Below are 17,329 nucleotides of genomic sequence, written 5' to 3'. Positions count from 1 at the left end.
TGACCCCAATCACCCCCACGTCATCAAAAATCCCGATCCTGTGTCAGCTTCCAGCCATCGGCAGGGACATCAATTCGCTACTAAATCCGCGACAACTATGCTCAGGTGCTGGAATATAGCCGGCATATGACGCCGGATCGGCAGTCTCGTAAACAACAATACCCAGCCCACTTCAGAGGGCATTACCCATGGATAGCAGAACCTTACGCAACCTCATGCGCATCGTGCAGACCGGCTCGTTGTCGGCCGCAGCCGAGCATTCGTGCCTGACTGTGCAGGCCCTGGCCGCGCAGTTGAACAAGGTCGAAGAGCAGTTCGGTTTCCGCTTGTTTCGACGTTCCAACAAAGGGCTGACGCTGACGCCGCAAGGCACGGAGCTGACGCCCTACATGGACAAAGTGCTGATTGCCACGCGACAGATGGAAGAAAAGGTCGAGGCGCTCAAGGTGCCTGGCCAGCGCACGTTGAAGGTCGCGTTGAACAACACGTTGTCGTCTGACTTCAACCGGCGAATGATCGGACGCCTGATTGAGGTGTTTCCCGATTACCAGATGGAATTCAGCTACGCCGAGTCGATGGAAAACCTCAGCAAGCTGAAGAATGAGGACTTTGACCTCGCGGTGCTGATCGGCCCGCAGCGGCCGGGTTTGCCGAGCATTGTTTTGCCGGATGTGCAGGTGCAGGTGGTCGGTGCCCATTGCGGGCAGGAAAACGATCCACTGACGTTGCTGGGCAACAAGTTTCAGGTGCGTCCTGCGGAAGATTGTCCGTATTCCCACAGCTTCCTGCGTTTTCTCGACGCCGGACTGGGCAATCACGAGAACGGTCAGCGCATGGTCTATTCCTGCAGCGAGACCCTGACGCTGTCGTTGATCACGCAGATGGACGCAGTCGGCATGGTGTCGCGTGAGGCCGCACAAAAGAACGGCCTGACGATCTTCCCCGGTTTCGAGGATTTTCTCGAAGTGCGTCTGGCGGTGAACAACCCGAACCTGTCAGGCCAGGCCCTGAACGACGTGGTCGATCTGCCGCTACATGAACGAGCCGAGCGCAATGTACGCAGCCGTCCCAACCGCCACACTGAGAAAGAGGTTTTTGCTGAAATACGCACATAGCAACGTCGGAATGGCTGCATAAAATTCCGGGCGATCGAGCTGTATGTGCTGATCCTTGATCAACAAGGGTGTCAGGCTGATCGCAGCGACGATCGCCACCGGCAAGTATTCCAGCGCCCGCGCAACGAATGGCGGCCAGTGCTCGGTGTTGACTTGCAGCGGCAGCGCGCGTGGCAGGAAGGTCACGGCCATCATCAGCGCGACCACCAGAATCAGGAACGTTTGGTCAGGCATACACCCACTCCGCAGCCCACAAACGTGGCGATGAAAACATTGAATGGCGAAGTGCCGACCAGGCTCAGCGCGCCCATGCAGACGACGGCAGCCGCGGCGGCGATGAGTTTGTTGCGGGTGTTGCACAGCGACACCAGCACGTAGAGCATCATCGCGGTCAGCGCGTAGTCGAGCTGATATTTGATCAGGTGCGACGCATATTGCGCGCAGACAGCGCCCAACAATCCTCCCAGCACCCATGAGGTGTGGCAGAACAGGTTGAAGCCGATCAGGTAACGGATGTTGACCGGCGCGCCGGTGCCCAGTTTGACGCTGTGAAACGCGAAGGATTCGTCGGTCAGTCCACCGGCGTAGGCCCAGCGTTCCATGCGACTGAGGCCCAGTGCGCGCAGGGCCTTGGCCATGTACACCGACATCAGCATGTGCCGCGCATTGATCAGGAAGGTGGTCAATACGATGGTGGTCAGCGACGCACCACTGGAGATCAGCGCCAGCGCGGCAAATTGCGAAGCGCCGGCGTAGACGAATAAACACATCGCCACCGGCAGCCACATCGGCAGCCCGGCATTGACCGCCATCAGCCCGAACACGAATGACACCGTGAAGTAACCGGCCACCACCGGGCTGGCTTCGGCAAACGTGCGCGATGGCTGATGGGCAGCCATCAGCGGCGCACTGCCGGACGTTTCATTCATAGATCCCTCTCAAATGTCCGCTCGCCGTGGGGTTCGCAAAAACCCTGGGCAGTCCAGAATCGCTTGCCCGCGAGGTTAGCATCGTCGACGAACAGAAACATCCGTAATACACCGACCCGTTTCATGTCGGACGACGCCGCTTCCACCAGCCGCTGGCCGACGCCCTGGCTGCGATAGCGTGGGCTGACCGCCAAGTGGTTGATGGTGCCGCGACTGCCGAGCATGCCGCCAAGCACCGCACCGACGATTTCGCCCGCGACGTCGAAGGCCAGATAGGCGGTGGTGGTCTTCTGGATCAACACGCCGCGCAGGCATTTGGCGTCCTGCCATTCGCAGAACGACACTTCGTCGAACTGGCGGAAGAAGCGCTCCATGCGCTGCGCGTCCTTGGCGGTGGCACGTCGCAGCACCACCGGCGTCGAGCACTCGACGCCGTCGATTGGGGTGATCTGATTAGCGAACAATGTCGAAAGCGGTCCCGGGCCGCGAGAAGGAAATCGCCAGAATCTGCCGGTACGCCATGGCATGCGTGTGGGTGTTGCGCGCGGGGGTCACGTAGTGGCGCATGTCGCGGTCAAGGAAGTAGGTGGTGTCGAGAATTTCCTGGTAGGTGGTCGACGCCAATTGATGCTCGTGGATGTCGTAAAGACGACTCTCCGCGCCCTCGACATTGTTGCGCCCCCAGAAGTGCACACCGCTGAACGGATAGCCGTCGCAGTGAATCCCTTCCGGGGTGATTTCCAGCTGCTTGCCGGGTTTGATCTCGATGCGGATCTGATGAATCTGGCACTGCCAGATTTCATCGTGCAGTTCTTCCGGCAGCACGCTTTTGTACACCTCAAAATCGGTGTCGATCAGGCTGCGCATCACCGGCGAATTAATCACTTCATCGGAGAAGTCCTGAAAGTGCCGCACAACACCGCCCACGTAGGCGTTGTTTTCCTTGGACTGCACGTAGGCGCGATGCTCGAGTTGCTTGAGCTCACGTGTTTTCGGGTTGTATTCAAAGTCGCTGTAACGACGGTAACGCATGCCGGCTTCGGCCTGACCGTAGTAACTGTCTGGCTCCATGTTTTCCCAACTTTTGGTCAGTCTGACGAAGTCGGCAAAATGACCGTAGAGATTGAAGTCACCACCCTGGACGTTGACATATTTGTCGCGCCGTAGCGATTCGCCCACTTCTCTGTTCAAAACGATCATTACCAAATTCTCCGCTGCGTTGAGCGGCCTAATCTATTAGGTGGAGAATTTGCGTCCATGAGAAAGAATTTCAGGCATTTAAAGCCCTGTTTGAAACGGTACTTGAAGGCGCTTGAAAACCACTTTTACGTGACAAAAACACGGGTTTTTCCGGTTTTCGCAGAAAAGACCTCGAAAAAAAACCCCGAACCAGTCGGGGTTTTCTCATGTTTCTTACACCGGATCGTTCATCAGAAGATGTTGATCGGGTAATCCACGAATACACGCAACTCGTTGCCGCTGACGTTGTACTCGCTGGATTTCTGCGACACGCGCAGGATCGAGCTGCGCAATTTCACGCTCAAGTCTTTCGCCGGACCACTTTGTACGACGTATTTGACCTGGTTGAAAATCTCGCGCTCGGTGCCGCCTTCGCTGGTGGAGGTGGTGATGTTGTCGCCACGCACATAAGCGAAGTTGTAGCTCAGACCCGGTACGCCGAATGCGCCGAAGTCCAGGCCGTAGCCCAACTGCCAGCTGCGCTCGTCTTCGGCGTTGAAGTCCGACCAGTAGGAGTTGGCCAGGTAGATGGTGTTGCCACCGTCACCGACACGACCTTGCTCTTTCTGATAGCCGCCGTAGGCGTAGCCCAGGTTGCTGTCGCCGGTGGAGCGCTGATGCGCCACGGTGAACGAGTGCGGGCCGGTGGCGAACGTTGCTGCCAGGCTCCAGATCTTGTTGTCATCACCGGTAGCGCCACTTTCGCGGACGTAAGAGTCGTCCAGCTTGGTGCGATAGCCGTTGAAGTCCAGGGTCAGGGACTGATCCTTGTCGATCGGGAACACGTAGTTGGCGTTCACGTATTGCTTCTTCAGCACGTCTTCGACGTCGGAAGCGTACAGCGCCGCCTTGAATTGTTCGGTGAACTGATAGCTACCGCCCAACACGTTGATCGCCTTCAGACCACCGCTGTCACGGCCTTCAGCGCTTTTGCGCGACTCGGCAGTGAAACGACCGGCGTCCAGTTGCAGGCCTTTGATCTCTTTGGAAGTGATCAAGGTACCGGTGTAGCTTTCCGGCAGCAGACGCGAATTGTCATAGTTCAGCACCGGCAGGGCCGGCATCTGGTCACCGTAGGTCAGCACGGTGTTGGACAGACGGAATTTGACCGCAGCGCCGCCCTTGGACAAGTCATTGGCAGGCTTGCCGCTGTCGCCACGTTTGAAGAAGTCGATACCGCCGGCACCGCTGCGATCTTCGCTGCGTTCCAGGTTCAGGGCGTACAGGCCGAAAGCATCGACACCCACGCCGATGGTGCCTTGGGTGAAGCCGGACGAGAACGTACCGATAGCCGCTTGGCCCCACTCGGATTTGTCCGCGTTGCCGTCTTTGTAATCACGGTTGATGTAGGCATTGCGCAGCAGCACTTTGAGGCTGCTGTCTTCTACAAAACCCTTGGACTCGGCCTGGCCGTCAGCCATGGCCTGTGTGGCACTCAACATCCCCAGTGCGATCAGACTGATTCGCTTGTTCAACATTTTGTTTTCCTTATTACGGGTTGAAACGCGCTGTGTCGAACGGCTGAAACGGCGCTATTGCACTCTTTTTTCACCCCGAAACAAAAAGACCCGCCCACGGTAAACCGTGTCGGGCCCTTTTATTATTTTTGAGTCATGGCGGTTGGCCACAGGCGTTGGGCCGAATCGTAGCCGCGCCCTCAATAATGTGTCAATTTCAAGAATCGTCTTTAAATAGGTAAAAATCGTCTAAGAATCGTAAATTTTGCGATAGCGCATTGCTCGGAAATGCGCCCAGCCAGTGAATCCAGTTCGATTACGCGCAGCCGTCGAGACCGCATTGCGCGGCGGATTGCCCCGGCTCAACCGCGACCGCCGCTTGTCCCAACCAGTCGGCGAAAGACTGCGGCTTGCCAAGCCATGGGCTGATGTCGATCAGGGTGAATTGCCCGTCCTGCTCCAGCGCCAATGTTGGAAAACCCTGGCCGCCCAGTTGCGCCAAGAGTGCGCGGCTGGCTTTCACATGCGCTGTCGTATCAACGGATTTAAACGCAGCCGCAAAGGTGTTCTCGGCGTAGCCCAACTCACTGGCGAGTTCGAACAGTACGGATTCATCGGCAATCCGCCGTCCCTCAACGTAATGCGCCGTTTGCAAACGCCCAAGCAATTGCAGGCCACGGCCGTCGATGGACTCTGCCGCCATCACCGCTGCGATCGGCGGCGTCGAATCGAAAACCGCCGATTGATCCCGCAGCAGACCTTCGAAATACGCCTCGCCAAAAGGTTGCGCGGTGTATTCAGCGATGCGCCGGTCGTGGGGCATGACGTAATCACGCAGTTGCGGCGAAACGCGCTGACGGCTCGCGCCGCTCATCATTCCGCCCGCATGGGCAATGACCGGCAGCACTTGCTGTGCCGCTTGCACCAGCGGTTTGGCGCCGTAGCACCAGCCGCACAATGGATCGTATATGTAGTGAAGGATGATGAGAGAACTCCGGCAACCAATCAGGAAAATTCGATGCCGGCAGACTATTCCTACGCGTGTTGGGGAAAAACGCCGGAATGGCTCTCAGACTGTTCCGAGAATCGGTCGAATGGATTACCTGATCAGGTTGTATCGAAATCGACATAAATTGAAACAATCTGACAGGGGAACTTCTCAGGAATAAATAACGGCAGCAAATGCAAAGCATTACCATTCGCGCGTTTGAATTTCCCTACTCTTTCGGATGTGCTTTTCCATGCCTGCCCCGTTCAGCCTCACGCCCGTCACCCTTGGATTGTCTGCGGTTCTGTCTAGCGGTTTTGCTTATTCCGCCACTGAACTGCCCGCCACGGCGATCAGCGCCGAAGAACAAGCAGAAGACCCGCGCGTCAAGATCAGCACCACTGCGACCCGCACCATGACCCCGGTGCGTTATGTGCCGCAGGCCATCGACTCGATCAAGACCTCGAACGTCGCCGACTACGGCACCAACGACATCGGCGATGCTCTGAGCGGCATTCCCAACGTCAGCAGCAGCGCCGACACGCGCTTCGACAGCCTGCGCATCCGCGGCTTCGACGCCAGCAACGACTTCTATCTGGACGGCATTCGCGACGACAGCCAGTACAAGCGCGACCTGCACAACATCGAGCGGGTCGAGGTGCTCAAAGGTCCGGCGGCGGTACTTTACGGCCGTGGCAGCCAGGGCGGGATCGTCAACCGCGTGAGCAAGCTGCCCGAGTTCGGCCGTCGCTCGACCATCGAAGCCCAAGGCGGCAGCGACGACCTGCGCAGCCTGTACGCCGACCTCAGCACCGACCCCAGCGAAAACCTCAGTCTGCGCCTGAACATGGGCAATATGGATGAAAACAGCTTCCGCGACGGCGTCAGCGGCAATCGCCAGCTGTTCGCGCCGTCGATGAGCTGGCAGCTGACTCCGGACCTGAACTGGCTGGTGCAATACGAATACACCCGCTACAACCGCACCCCGGATCGCGGCATTCCCGGTGTGAATGGCCGCCCGGCGGACGTCAGTCGCGAGACCACTTACGGCAACGATCACGATTTCATCGACGACAAGGCGCAGTCCCTGCGTTCGAAACTCACCTACGAGATCAACGACAACTGGCAGCTGCGCCAGACCTTGGGGGTATTCAAGCTCGACAGCGATTTCGACAACACCTACCTGACCAGCTTCGATCCGAAAACCAACAAGGTTGCGCGCCAGCACTGGCACCAGGATCTGACCACCCGCAACGTCTATAACAACCTCGAACTGGAAGGCGGTTTCGATACCTTTGGCCTTGAGCATCGCCTGCTGACCGGCGTCGAGATCGGCAGCCAGCGCCGCGATCCGAAGTTGTACAACGCCGCGACCGGCAGGACCCAGGGCGCGCAGCCGGTGCCTTCCCTTGACCTGTTCAACCCCAACCGCGAGCTCCGCCACACCGGCAGCATGCAGGTGTTTAGCGACAGCCACACCGAAGTCGAAAGCCGCGCGGTGTACGTACAGGATCAGTTGCGTCTGAACGAGCAATGGCAACTGCTGGCCGGCTTGCGCTACGACACGTTCGATATCGAGTCGACCAACCAGCTCAAGAACCTCACTGAGGATCGTGACAGCCACAGCACCAGCCCGCGCTTCGGGATTGTCTGGACGCCACTGCAGAATCATTCGTTCTATGCCTCGTGGTCGAAGACTTTCTCGCCCGTCGGCGGCGGCCTGATCGGCATCACCCCTGGTGCTGCCGGCAATAGCAACGACTTGAGTCCGGAGCTGACCAAACAGAAAGAAATCGGCGTGAAAAGCGACTGGCTGGATGATCGCTTGAGCACCACTCTGGCGGTCTACGACCTGGAACTTTACAACCGCCGCACCAGCGACCCGAACGATCCGACCCTGACCGTCATGACCGGTCTTCAGCGCTCACGGGGGGTGGAGCTGACCGCCACCGGCAAACTGGTCGGCAACTGGTACATGCGCGGTGGCGTCGGCGTGCAGGACACCACCATCGAGAAGGACAACAACGGCCTGGAAGGCAAACGCGTCAACAACGTAGCCAAACACAACGGCAGCCTGTTCCTGACCTGGAAACCGGAAATGGGCTGGTACGGCGAAACCGGTCTGACCCTGGTTGGCCAGCGTTATGCCGACAACGCCAACACCACCGTGCTGCCGGGGTATGGCCGCTGGGATGCGCTGCTCGGCTACCGCTTCAAGGACTGGGACTTGCGCGCGGCACTGAACAACATCACCGACCGCGAGTATTACGCCTCGGCCACCAGCCAATATCAGATCCAGCCAGGCGCACCGCGCAGCGTGGTGATGACCGGTACCTACAGTTTTTAAAAGCAGGATCAAAAGATCGCAGCCTTCGGCAGCTCCTGCATGGGGTGGTGTGCTTCCCTGTAGGAGCTGCCGAAGGCTGCGATCTTTTCGGTTTTCCATAAAAAAGCGCTGCCATCCCGGCAGCGCTTTTACCAATCCTTGTTGTTTTTCTTATCCTTGCATCACAGCCCACAACGCTTCCAGTTCGGCCTCGCTGAACAGGTCAGCGGGATAGCGCTCAATCATCATCCGGCGCGGATCAGGTTCCCTGATCTGACGCGTTCCATTGGACTTCAAAAAGTGCGCGACAATCTGGAGCGATTCGCCGTTTACGACCATGGGATGCAAATTCCGCTCGCTGATTACGTTCACTTCGGCGTTCATTTCAGCGCTCTCTCCCCGTTCGTGAGCGGCTAAGTTATCCAAGGTATATGACAGAACTGTTGAAGTTCCCCCCCTCCCTAGTGCGCGTTATCCGATACAAGAGCTATGCCAAGGTTTCCGATTTGTCGACAGGCGGATACAAAGAAGCCCGCGGTCCAGCAGGACCGCGGGCTTCTTCGCACCCATCGCAAAAAACTTGCAGCCCGGGTGATTTATTAATCAACTCAGGCTGTTACGTCTCACCTCACTCTTTGTGCGGGGCTGGCTGCTGTTGGGTAAGGCAGTGGATATTGCCGCCGCCCAGTAACAGTTCGCGGCCCGGCACCATCACCACTTCGTGCTGCGGGAACAGCTTCTGCAGGATTTCCCGCGCAGGCGCGTCCATCGGATCGTCGAAGCTCGGCGCGATGATGCCGCCGTTGACGATCAGGAAGTTCACGTAGGAACCGGCCAGGCGCACGGACGGGTTGCGCTCCTGCGTACCGTCCACCGGATCGACACCGGCGCACTCTTCTTCGGTGGCGTACAGCGGCCCCGGAATCGGCATCTTGTGCACCGTGAATGGGCGGCCCTTGGCGTCGGTGCTGCTTTGCAGCACGTTCATTGCGGCCTGGCAGCGCGGGTAATTCGGATCCTGCGGATCGTCGGTCCACGCCAGCAATACTTCGCCCGGGCGCACGTAGCAGCAGAAGTTATCCACATGGCCGTCGGTTTCGTCGTTGAACAGGCCATCCGGCAACCAGATGATCTTATCCACAGACAGATTGTCGCGCAGCACCGCTTCGATCTCTTCGCGCCCCAGATGCGGATTGCGGTTGTGGTTGAGCAGGCACTCTTCGGTGGTGATCAGCGTGCCTTCACCGTCGACGTGAATCGAACCGCCTTCCAGCACAAAACCTTCGGTGCGATAACGCGGGCTGCGCTCGATTTCGAGGATCTTGCCACCGACCTGCGAATCACGGTTCCACGGCGAATACAGACCGCCTTCAAACCCGCCCCAGGCATTGAAATCCCAGTTCACACCGCGTACTTCGCCGCTGTTGTTGATGACGAAGGTCGGGCCGCTGTCGCGCACCCAGGCGTCATCGCTGGACATCTCGACCACCCGAATATTCGGTACATCGAGGCGTGCACGAGCGTTCTCGTACTGACCGGCCGACACCGCGACCGTCACTGGTTCAAACCGCGCGATGGCTTTGGCCACGGCCGCATGCGCGGCTTGCGCCGGCTTGCCACCCAGGCGCCAGTTGTCCGGACGCTCGGGCCAGATCATCCAGGTCTGGGTCTGCGGCGCCCACTCGGCCGGCATGTAGAAGCCATCGTCACGCGGGGTACTTTTCAAGGTGGTCATCGGATCAGGACTCCTGGGAACCGTCGAGGGGGTTGCGAAGCAATGGCGACTTTATAACCGATAAATATCGGCATTAAAAGCTAACAACCAACCGAGCATCGAAAATCCAACAACAATTATCGATATAAATCCGAATCCCTGTTGGAGCTGCCGCAGGCTGCGATCTTTTGACCTTGTTTTTCAAAAGCAAAATCTAAAGATCGCAGCCTGCGGCAGCTCCTACAGGGGTCTGGTTTAGAGGCCTTCCTCGAGCACCCGATCCAGCATGTCGACAAAGAAATCCACACTGCGCCGCGAGGTGACCATCGGCGGTTTGATCTTGAGAATGTTCAGGTCATCCCCGGTCGGCTGCATGAAGATCCCCAGCTCGCGCAGGCGATCGCACAACAGCGTAGTCTCCTCGGTGGCCGGCTCCAGCGTCTCGCGGTTGCGGATCAGCTCCACCCCCAGATAGAAACCCGAACCATGCACCGCGCCCACCAGCGGATGTTTATCGATCAAGGCTTCCAGGCGCGCCTTGAAATGCCCGCCCACCACCCGGGCGTTTTCCCAGAGCTTTTCTTCTTCCATCACATCCAGCACCGCCATGCCGATCTGGCAGCTCACCGGACTGCCGCCGGCCGACGAGAAGAAATAACCTTCAGCTTCCAGTGCCTCGGCGATTTCCCGACGCGTGATCACCGCGCCCAGCGGCTGACCGTTGCCCATGCCCTTGGCCATGCAGATGATGTCCGGCACCACGCCTTGCTCTTCGAAGCCCCAGAAGAAGTGGCCCATGCGCCCGTAACCGACCTGAACTTCGTCGGCGATGCACACCCCGCCCTGGGCCCGTACCAGCGCATAGACCTGTTTCAGATAAGTCGGCGGCAGCGAGATACCGCCAGCGTTGCCATACACCGGCTCGCAGATGAACCCGGCCAGTTGACGCCCCTGCGCGGCGATTTTCGCCAATTGCGTTTCGACGCTGCGTACATAATCCGGCGCAGAATCCAGGCCACGGAATTCGCCACGATAGAGGTTCGGCGCGGTCACCGGATGTACCCAGTCCGGACGGCTTTCCAGCGCTCGCGGGTTGTCGGCAACCGACGTCGACACCGCATCGGCGCCGACCGTCCAGCCGTGATAGGCCTCCAGCACGCTGAGCATGTCGCGGCCGCCGCTGTAGGCCCACGCCAGCCGGATCGCCAAGTCGTTGGCCTCACTGCCGCTGTTGACCAGAAACACCCGGTCCATGCCTTCCGGCGCCAGTTTCAGCAAACGCTCGGAAAACTCCGCCACCGCCGCATAGTTGAAGCGCGAGTTGGTGTTGAGCAGCGACCACTGCCGCGCCGCCACCTGCGCCATGCGCGGATGACCATGGCCAAGCACTGCGACGTTGTTGAGCATGTCGAGGTAGGAGCGACCCTGCATGTCGATCAGGTGATTGCGCCAGCCACGCTCGATGCGCGGTGGATCGACGTAATAATGTTTTTGCGTGCGGGCGAAACTGGCGTCACGTCGTTCGAGCAGGGTTTTGGCGTCCAGCTCCGGTTCGGCATCGCAGGCCAGCCCTAGCAGCGTGGCTGGCGAAGGACACAATGCCTGCCACGCGGCCGCGCGCGAAGGGCTGCAGAACAACGGCGCATCCAGCGACGCAACGCGGCTCAACTGCACCTTCAACGGGCCATCGACCGACCCCAGCACCTGACCTTTGACCAGCGCCGCGCCACTGTGCAGCGAGGCGCTCACACCCCACAGGCGCACGCTGAGCTGGGGTCCGTCGAGTTGCAACACACCGTCCGCCGCGTGATGCAGCACACCGGCAAACGGCGCTTCCACCGCCGAACCCTGCGGCACGCGTAACTCAACGTGCAGCGGAAACGTCTGGGGCTCGACCGCACTGTCCGGTCGCGTCTGCGACAGGCGATATTGTCCGTAACGGCTCGCCGCCAGACCATGCGCGGCAGCGGCTTCGGTCAGCAACCGTTGATCAATGCCCGGTTGCTCCCAGTTGCCCGCTTCGAAGTGCGGACTCAGGACGCCAAGATCGATCAGCGCAAACTCCCGCCCGACCAGTTCCGGCAGCAGCGGCGCGAAACCTTCACCGCCAATGGCCGGCAGCGGCTGGCCGACTGCCGTGAGAATCGCCGCCTCCATCAGCGCCAGCGGCACCGAAGTCGCTACGTGGAAGATTTCCCACTCATGTTCAAGGTTGTCGCGGCTATAGGTGTTGCCCGGATCGATGCTGACCTGTTGCTCGCCACTGAGCACCAGCACCGCCGCCCGCGCCACGATCAACGGCCACAACGCCAGCAGCTCTTCATGTTGCAGCGGATTGACCGCGTGATAGGCCTGCACCGCCGGCAGAATCACAAACGGATCGCCGCCGGCATGGTGCAGCAGCGCCGCGCACGTCACCGACAGGTCAGTGATGCGCCAGGTGCGCACCAGATCACCGAAGTCGATCACGCCCTGCAATTGCCAATGACGCTTGGCATCGCGTTGCCAGACCGCATTATCGTCAGTGATGTCCATGTGGATCGCCTGCACCGGCAGCTTGTCCTGCAACGGCTGCAAGCGACGTTCGGCCTGCTCGGCGGCGCCCGCGATCAGCGCGCGCTGGCGTTCATCCTTGATCACCGGCAGCAGGTGGCTGATCAGCGCACTGGCATGGCGCGCGTCCCATTGCAGCGTGCGCTGCAGGCCCGGGTGATCGAAGCCGGCCAGGGCCAGATCCATCTCGCCACACAGCTGACCGAAACCGGCCACCACATCGTGGCCCAAGTGATCAAGATGCGTCAGCGGCTGACCTTCGATGTAGTCCAGCAGCCGCACGTGCACCGGCTCGCCATCGGAGTCCAGCGACAGCAGATCCGCGCCATTGCCGGCCGGGATCACCCGGGGTACGTGCACTGACGAGTGTTCGGCAAGGTACTTGAGGCCTGCATGCTGAGCCTGCAACTCGATCAGTGCATAGTCGCCGCGGCAGATTTTCAGGACAAAGCGCCCACGCTCGCTGTCGACCCGATAGTTCAGATCCTGCTGACTGCCCAGCGCCTGTAACGTGCCGCTGAGCCCGTAATGCTCCGCCAACCACTGCAGGGCCTGCGCCTCAGAGACCTGTGGGCTGGGCAAACTGGCGCGATGAATCAACGTGGCGAGCGGCATGGGACGACCCCTGAAATTTTATTAGGCGCCTATATCGCCACTGCTGCAGACGATGCGCAACCCCCGACCGGAGATATTCAAGCGCTCGCATCCGCCGGCACTTTGCGCAAGAATGTCGGCCATTCACACCTATCTGGAAAAACCTCATGAATGTAATCACCACCGATCTGCCCGGTGTTCTGATCATCGAACCCAAGGTATTTGGTGACGAGCGCGGCTTCTTCTACGAGAGTTTCAACGCCAAGGCGTTCCAGGAAGCGACCGGTCTGGACACCCAGTTCGTGCAAGACAACCATTCGCGCTCGCAGAAAGGCGTGCTGCGCGGTCTGCATTACCAGCTGCAAAATACCCAGGGCAAACTGGTTCGGGTCACTGCCGGCGAAGTGCTTGATGTGGCGGTGGACATTCGCCGCAGCTCGCCGCACTTCGGCAAATGGGTTGCCGTACGCCTGTCGGCCGAGAACCACCGCCAATTGTGGGTGCCGGAAGGCTTCGCCCATGGCTTCGTGGTACTGAGCGAGTTCGCCGAATTCCTCTACAAGACCACCAACTACTACGATCCATCGTCCGAGCGCAGCATTCGCTGGGACGACCCCGCGCTGGGCATCGACTGGCAACTGGACGAAGCGCCGAAGCTGTCGGCCAAGGATCAGGTCGGCGCGCTGCTCAAGGACGCTGACGTCTTCGCCTGAGCCTGGGCATAATGCGCCTGTTCACTCAGGCGCATCCGGCTCATGAAACCTACCCTTCCCCGCAGACCCCGCTGGCGCAGCCTCGCCCTGCTGGCCCTGTGTCTTGCGCCGCTGCTATGGCCGCTTGAGCATCTGGCCGAGCGCTATTACCGCAGTGAACTGGCCGGGCAAAACCGCCAGACCCTCGACCTCTACGTCGCCAACCTGCTGGGTACCCTGCACCGTTATGAAGTGTTGCCGCAGATTCTCGGCGACCTGCCGGCCCTGCGCGCCGTACTCGGCGCACCGGACGACGGCGTTACCCAGGGCAATGCCAACCGCCTGCTGAAAAACATCGCCGCACAGACCGGCGCCGAAGTCATGTACCTGATGGACACCAGCGGCCAGACCCTGGCGGCGTCGAACTGGGACAAACACGACAGTTTCGTCGGACGCAATTTCGCTTTCCGTCCGTATTTCAGCGAAGCCATGGCTGGGCGTCTGGGACGCTTCTTCGGCCTCGGCACTACGTCGGCCAAACGCGGTTATTTCTTCGCCGCCGCCGTGCGCAATGGCGAAAAAATCATCGGCGTGCTGGTGATCAAGGTCGACCTCGATCACACCGAAAGTCTGTGGGGCAAAACCCCGGAACAACTGTTGGTGACCGACCATAACGGCGTGGTCATCCTCACCTCGCGCCCGGAGTGGCGTTTCCGATCAACCCGGACGTTGAGCGACACCGAGCGCTCGGCGATCACCGCGATCCTGCCCTATCCGACCCGCGAGCCGCGTCCGCTGAACCTCAGCGAAAACGCCTGGCTGACGCAGACCGTGAACATCGCCGAAACCGGCTGGAGCGTCAGCATCCTTGCCCCGCGCACGCTGATCGATCGCCCGGTGCGCACCGTTGTCGCCATCGGTGGCGCCACGCTGTTGGTGGTGATGCTCCTGCTCGGTTTGATGATGCAGCGCCGTCGACATTACCTGGAACGTATTGCCTTCGAAGCCAAGGCCCGCCGTGAACTCGAAGGCCGGGTGGCGGAGCGGACCAGCGATCTGGAAGGTCTCAACCGCCGCCTCAAGCAGGAAGTGCTGGAGCGCGAACAGGCGCAGCAGGAGCTGGTACGGGCTCAGGACGATCTGGTCCAGGCCGGCAAACTCTCGGCACTGGGCACGATGTCGGCGAGCATCAGCCACGAGCTCAACCAGCCTCTGGCGGCGATCCGCAGTTACGCGGAAAACGCCGAAGTGCTGCTTGATCACCAACGCACCGAAGACGCCCGTGGCAACCTCAAACTGATCAGCGAACTGACCGGGCGCATGGCCTCGATCATCGCCCACCTGCGTGCCTTCGCCCGCCGCGACCGTCATGCTCCGGAAAGCGTGGCCCTGCAACCGGCGCTGGATGATGCATTGGCATTGCTGGCCAAGCGGCGCCGCAGCATGGAAGTCGAGCTGATCCGCGACCTGCCCGCCGCCACCCTCTGGGTCGAGGCCGGGGAAACCCGACTGCGCCAGGTGCTCGGCAATCTGCTGGCCAACGCCCTCGATGCGCTGACCGAAAAAGGCCCGCCGCGCAAACTGTGGCTGAGTGCAGAATCCACGGCCGAAGGCGTCAATCTGTACATTCGCGACAACGGCCCGGGCTTTTGCATGGAAGCCCTCGGCCGCGCCAGCGAGCCCTTCTACACCACCAAGACCCGCACTCAGGGCCTTGGTCTGGGGCTGGCGATCTGTGAAACCCTGATGCGCGCCTTCGGCGGCGAACTGTCGTTCGCCAACCACAAGCAAGGCGGCGCCTTGATCACCCTGCGGCTGCGCGCCGGTGCACCCGGGGTCAGCCTGCAACCGTCCGAGGATCGAAGTGCATGACCATCGACAATCGCATTCAGGTGGTGTTGATCGACGACGATCCGCACCTGCGTCAGGCCCTCGGCCAGACCCTGGACCTCGCCGGCCTGAAAATCCTTCCGCTGTCCGAAGCCAAAGGTCTCGCCGCGCAACTGGAGCGTGACTGGCCCGGCGTGGTGGTCAGCGATATCCGCATGCCAGGCATGGACGGCCTGGAACTGTTGAGCGAATTGCACGCTCAGGACCCGGAGCTGCCGGTGCTGCTGATCACCGGCCACGGCGACGTGCCGCTGGCAGTGCAGGCGATGCGGGCCGGCGCCTATGACTTTCTGGAAAAACCGTTCGCCAGCGATGCCCTGCTCGACAGCGTGCGCCGCGCCCTCGCCCTGCGCCGGCTGGTGCTGGACAACCGCAGCCTGCGTCTGGCCCTCAGCGACCGTAACGAATTGAGCGCGCGACTGGTCGGCCATTCGGCGCCGATGCTGCGCCTGCGCGAGCAGATCGGCGCACTGGCGGCGACCAAAGCCGACGTGCTGATTCTCGGTGAAACCGGCGCCGGCAAAGAGGTCGTGGCCCGTGCGCTGCACGATTTGTCGAGCCGGCGCAACGGCCCGTTCGTGGCGATCAACGCCGGCGCCCTGGCGGAATCGGTGGTCGAAAGCGAGCTGTTCGGGCATGAACCGGGCGCCTTCACCGGGGCGCAGAAACGCCGGATCGGCAAATTCGAATTCGCCAACGGCGGCACGCTGTTCCTCGATGAAATCGAAAGCATGAGCATGGACGTGCAGGTGAAACTGCTGCGCATGCTGCAAGAGCGGGTTGTAGAACGGCTGGGTGGCAATCAGTTGATCCCGCTGGACATCCGCGTCATCGCCGCGACCAAGGAAGACCTGCGGCAAGCCGCCGATCAAGGACGCTTCCGCGCCGACTTGTATTACCGCCTGAACGTGGCACCGCTGCGCATCCCGCCACTGCGCGAACGCGGCGAGGACGCGCTGGTGCTGTTCCAGCATTACGCCGATGAAGCCAGCGCCCGCCATGGTCTGCCGCCGCACGAACTGCAACCGGCGCAACGCGCCTTGCTGTTGCGCCACACCTGGCCGGGCAATGTGCGCGAACTGCAGAACGCCGCCGAGCGTTTCGCCCTTGGTCTGGAGCTGGCGCTGGACAACAGTGGAAGTGAAGGCGGCGGCAGCGCCGTGGAAGTCATCAGTGGCGGCCTGAGCGAGCAAGTGGAAAACTTCGAGAAATCGTTGATTGCCGCCGAACTGGCGCGCTCCCACAGTTCGGTGCGCAGCCTCGCCGAAGCCCTGGGCATTCCGCGCAAGACCCTGCACGACAAACTGCGCAAGCACGGCTTGAATTTCGCCGACAGTAACACCCATGGAGACGAAGCCGAATGAGCCGCGACAGTCGCTATCTGGAATCGGTGCTGCATCACGACATTCCCCTGACCCGCGAGATGGGCCTCAAGGTCCTCGGTTGGCACGAGCAGCAGTTGAGTCTGCACTTGCCGCTGGAGCCGAACGTCAATCACAAGAGCACCATGTTCGGCGGCAGTCTCTACTGCGGCGCGGTGCTGGCGGGTTGGGGCTGGCTGCACCTGCGCCTGAAGGAAGAAGGCATTGAAGACGGGCACATCGTGATTCAGGAAGGCCAGATCAGCTATCCGCTGCCCGTGACCGGCGACGCCACGGCGATTTGCCCGGCCCCGCAGGCAGCCGTCTGGAAGAAGTTTATGGCGATGTATCAGCGCTATGGGCGCGCACGGTTGACGCTCAATACGCGAATCGTCAACACCGGGAGTGATGAAGATGCTGTGACGTTCAGCGGGCAATATGTTCTGCACCGCTGAAACAAAAGATCGCAGC

At 60.5% G+C, this 17,329-nt stretch carries 15 protein-coding genes; 6 read left to right on the top strand and 9 right to left on the bottom strand.

The window, feature by feature from the left end; all coding sequences use genetic code 11:
- Window positions 1-188: 188 nt before the first annotated feature.
- Complete coding sequence (locus GTQ41_RS01600) at window positions 189-1,115, top strand: LysR family transcriptional regulator (protein ID WP_007961685.1); 927 nt, start codon at window positions 189-191, stop codon at window positions 1,113-1,115.
- On the opposite strand, the gene GTQ41_RS01595 is transcribed toward GTQ41_RS01600, so the two are convergent.
- The 6 genes from GTQ41_RS01595 to GTQ41_RS01570 all read right to left on the bottom strand — a co-directional run bounded on the left by GTQ41_RS01595 (window position 1,032) and on the right by GTQ41_RS01570 (window position 5,725).
- On the bottom strand, window positions 1,032-1,349 hold the full coding sequence (locus tag GTQ41_RS01595; RefSeq protein WP_007952614.1) for an AzlD domain-containing protein: 318 nt from the start codon (window positions 1,347-1,349) through the stop codon (window positions 1,032-1,034). The two genes, GTQ41_RS01600 and GTQ41_RS01595, sit on opposite strands and share 84 nt — an antisense overlap.
- Window positions 1,328-2,044 (bottom strand): AzlC family ABC transporter permease, encoded by a 717-nt coding sequence (locus GTQ41_RS01590; RefSeq protein WP_027611235.1) that lies wholly within the window; start codon window positions 2,042-2,044, stop codon window positions 1,328-1,330. The genes GTQ41_RS01595 and GTQ41_RS01590 overlap by 22 nt, the downstream gene beginning before the upstream one ends.
- A complete protein-coding gene (locus GTQ41_RS01585) occupies window positions 2,041-2,418 on the bottom strand; it encodes a GNAT family N-acetyltransferase (protein ID WP_008080517.1) in 378 nt (125 codons plus the stop codon). Before GTQ41_RS01585 ends, GTQ41_RS01590 begins: the two co-directional genes overlap by 4 nt.
- Window positions 2,419-2,497: 79 nt before the next feature.
- On the bottom strand, window positions 2,498-3,244 hold the full coding sequence (locus GTQ41_RS01580; RefSeq protein WP_047290837.1) for a 2OG-Fe dioxygenase family protein: 747 nt from the start codon (window positions 3,242-3,244) through the stop codon (window positions 2,498-2,500).
- Window positions 3,245-3,474: 230 nt separating this feature from the next.
- Entirely contained in the window at window positions 3,475-4,761 is a 1,287-nt protein-coding gene (locus tag GTQ41_RS01575; protein WP_041071313.1) for an OprD family porin, read from the bottom strand.
- 295 nt (window positions 4,762-5,056) lie between these two features.
- Window positions 5,057-5,725 carry a DsbA family protein gene (locus tag GTQ41_RS01570; RefSeq protein WP_047290836.1) on the bottom strand — a complete coding sequence of 223 codons (669 nt, stop codon included), beginning with the start codon at window positions 5,723-5,725 and terminating at the stop codon, window positions 5,057-5,059.
- 256 nt (window positions 5,726-5,981) lie between these two features.
- Here GTQ41_RS01570 and GTQ41_RS01565 point away from each other — a divergent pair, with 256 nt between their 5' ends.
- Window positions 5,982-8,075, top strand: a complete 2,094-nt coding sequence (locus GTQ41_RS01565; protein ID WP_047290835.1) for a TonB-dependent siderophore receptor — start codon at window positions 5,982-5,984, stop codon at window positions 8,073-8,075.
- Between the two features lie 150 nt (window positions 8,076-8,225).
- Here the strand turns inward: GTQ41_RS01565 and GTQ41_RS01560 are convergent, their stop codons facing one another.
- The 3 genes from GTQ41_RS01560 to GTQ41_RS01550 form a co-directional block, all read right to left on the bottom strand.
- A complete protein-coding gene (locus GTQ41_RS01560; RefSeq protein WP_047290834.1) occupies window positions 8,226-8,438 on the bottom strand; it encodes a hypothetical protein in 213 nt (70 codons plus the stop codon).
- Between the two features lie 244 nt (window positions 8,439-8,682).
- Entirely contained in the window at window positions 8,683-9,789 is a 1,107-nt protein-coding gene (gene aguA, locus GTQ41_RS01555) for an agmatine deiminase (RefSeq protein ID WP_047290833.1), read from the bottom strand.
- Window positions 9,790-10,023: 234 nt separating this feature from the next.
- On the bottom strand, window positions 10,024-12,936 hold the full coding sequence (locus GTQ41_RS01550) for an aminotransferase (protein WP_217325411.1): 2,913 nt from the start codon (window positions 12,934-12,936) through the stop codon (window positions 10,024-10,026).
- 146 nt (window positions 12,937-13,082) lie between these two features.
- Here GTQ41_RS01550 and rfbC point away from each other — a divergent pair, with 146 nt between their 5' ends.
- Genes rfbC through GTQ41_RS01530 form a run of 4 tightly spaced genes read left to right on the top strand, consistent with a single transcriptional unit; the run spans window position 13,083 to window position 17,313 of the window.
- Complete coding sequence (gene rfbC / locus GTQ41_RS01545; RefSeq protein ID WP_047290831.1) at window positions 13,083-13,628, top strand: dTDP-4-dehydrorhamnose 3,5-epimerase; 546 nt, start codon at window positions 13,083-13,085, stop codon at window positions 13,626-13,628.
- A 42-nt stretch (window positions 13,629-13,670) separates the two neighbouring features.
- On the top strand, window positions 13,671-15,479 hold the full coding sequence (locus GTQ41_RS01540; RefSeq protein ID WP_041071297.1) for an ATP-binding protein: 1,809 nt from the start codon (window positions 13,671-13,673) through the stop codon (window positions 15,477-15,479).
- Window positions 15,476-16,861, top strand: a complete 1,386-nt coding sequence (locus tag GTQ41_RS01535; RefSeq protein WP_047290830.1) for a sigma-54 dependent transcriptional regulator — start codon at window positions 15,476-15,478, stop codon at window positions 16,859-16,861. The genes GTQ41_RS01540 and GTQ41_RS01535 overlap by 4 nt, the downstream gene beginning before the upstream one ends.
- Complete coding sequence (locus GTQ41_RS01530) at window positions 16,858-17,313, top strand: YiiD C-terminal domain-containing protein (RefSeq protein WP_047290829.1); 456 nt, start codon at window positions 16,858-16,860, stop codon at window positions 17,311-17,313. The genes GTQ41_RS01535 and GTQ41_RS01530 overlap by 4 nt, the downstream gene beginning before the upstream one ends.
- Window positions 17,314-17,329 lie beyond the last annotated feature (16 nt).

Source organism: Pseudomonas sp. AN-B15, from assembly GCF_019056475.1.
Classification (GTDB): domain Bacteria; phylum Pseudomonadota; class Gammaproteobacteria; order Pseudomonadales; family Pseudomonadaceae; genus Aquipseudomonas; species Aquipseudomonas parakoreensis.
This window is presented reverse-complemented; position numbering and strand designations above follow the sequence as displayed.

Excerpts from the sequence above, each read along its gene's own strand:
- GTQ41_RS01600 (WP_007961685.1), top strand. The coding sequence starts at position 189 with ATGGATAGCAGAACCTTACGCAACCTCATGCGCATCGTGCAGACCGGC.
- GTQ41_RS01595 (WP_007952614.1), bottom strand. The coding sequence starts at position 1,349 with ATGCCTGACCAAACGTTCCTGATTCTGGTGGTCGCGCTGATGATGGCC.
- GTQ41_RS01590 (WP_027611235.1), bottom strand. The coding sequence starts at position 2,044 with ATGAATGAAACGTCCGGCAGTGCGCCGCTGATGGCTGCCCATCAGCCA.
- GTQ41_RS01585 (WP_008080517.1), bottom strand. The coding sequence starts at position 2,418 with ATGGAGCGCTTCTTCCGCCAGTTCGACGAAGTGTCGTTCTGCGAATGG.
- GTQ41_RS01580 (WP_047290837.1), bottom strand. The coding sequence starts at position 3,244 with ATGATCGTTTTGAACAGAGAAGTGGGCGAATCGCTACGGCGCGACAAA.
- GTQ41_RS01575 (WP_041071313.1), bottom strand. The coding sequence starts at position 4,761 with ATGTTGAACAAGCGAATCAGTCTGATCGCACTGGGGATGTTGAGTGCC.
- GTQ41_RS01565 (WP_047290835.1), top strand. The coding sequence starts at position 5,982 with ATGCCTGCCCCGTTCAGCCTCACGCCCGTCACCCTTGGATTGTCTGCG.
- GTQ41_RS01560 (WP_047290834.1), bottom strand. The coding sequence starts at position 8,438 with ATGAACGCCGAAGTGAACGTAATCAGCGAGCGGAATTTGCATCCCATG.
- aguA (WP_047290833.1), bottom strand. The coding sequence starts at position 9,789 with ATGACCACCTTGAAAAGTACCCCGCGTGACGATGGCTTCTACATGCCG.
- GTQ41_RS01550 (WP_217325411.1), bottom strand. The coding sequence starts at position 12,936 with ATGCCGCTCGCCACGTTGATTCATCGCGCCAGTTTGCCCAGCCCACAG.
- rfbC (WP_047290831.1), top strand. The coding sequence starts at position 13,083 with ATGAATGTAATCACCACCGATCTGCCCGGTGTTCTGATCATCGAACCC.
- GTQ41_RS01540 (WP_041071297.1), top strand. The coding sequence starts at position 13,671 with ATGAAACCTACCCTTCCCCGCAGACCCCGCTGGCGCAGCCTCGCCCTG.
- GTQ41_RS01535 (WP_047290830.1), top strand. The coding sequence starts at position 15,476 with ATGACCATCGACAATCGCATTCAGGTGGTGTTGATCGACGACGATCCG.
- GTQ41_RS01530 (WP_047290829.1), top strand. The coding sequence starts at position 16,858 with ATGAGCCGCGACAGTCGCTATCTGGAATCGGTGCTGCATCACGACATT.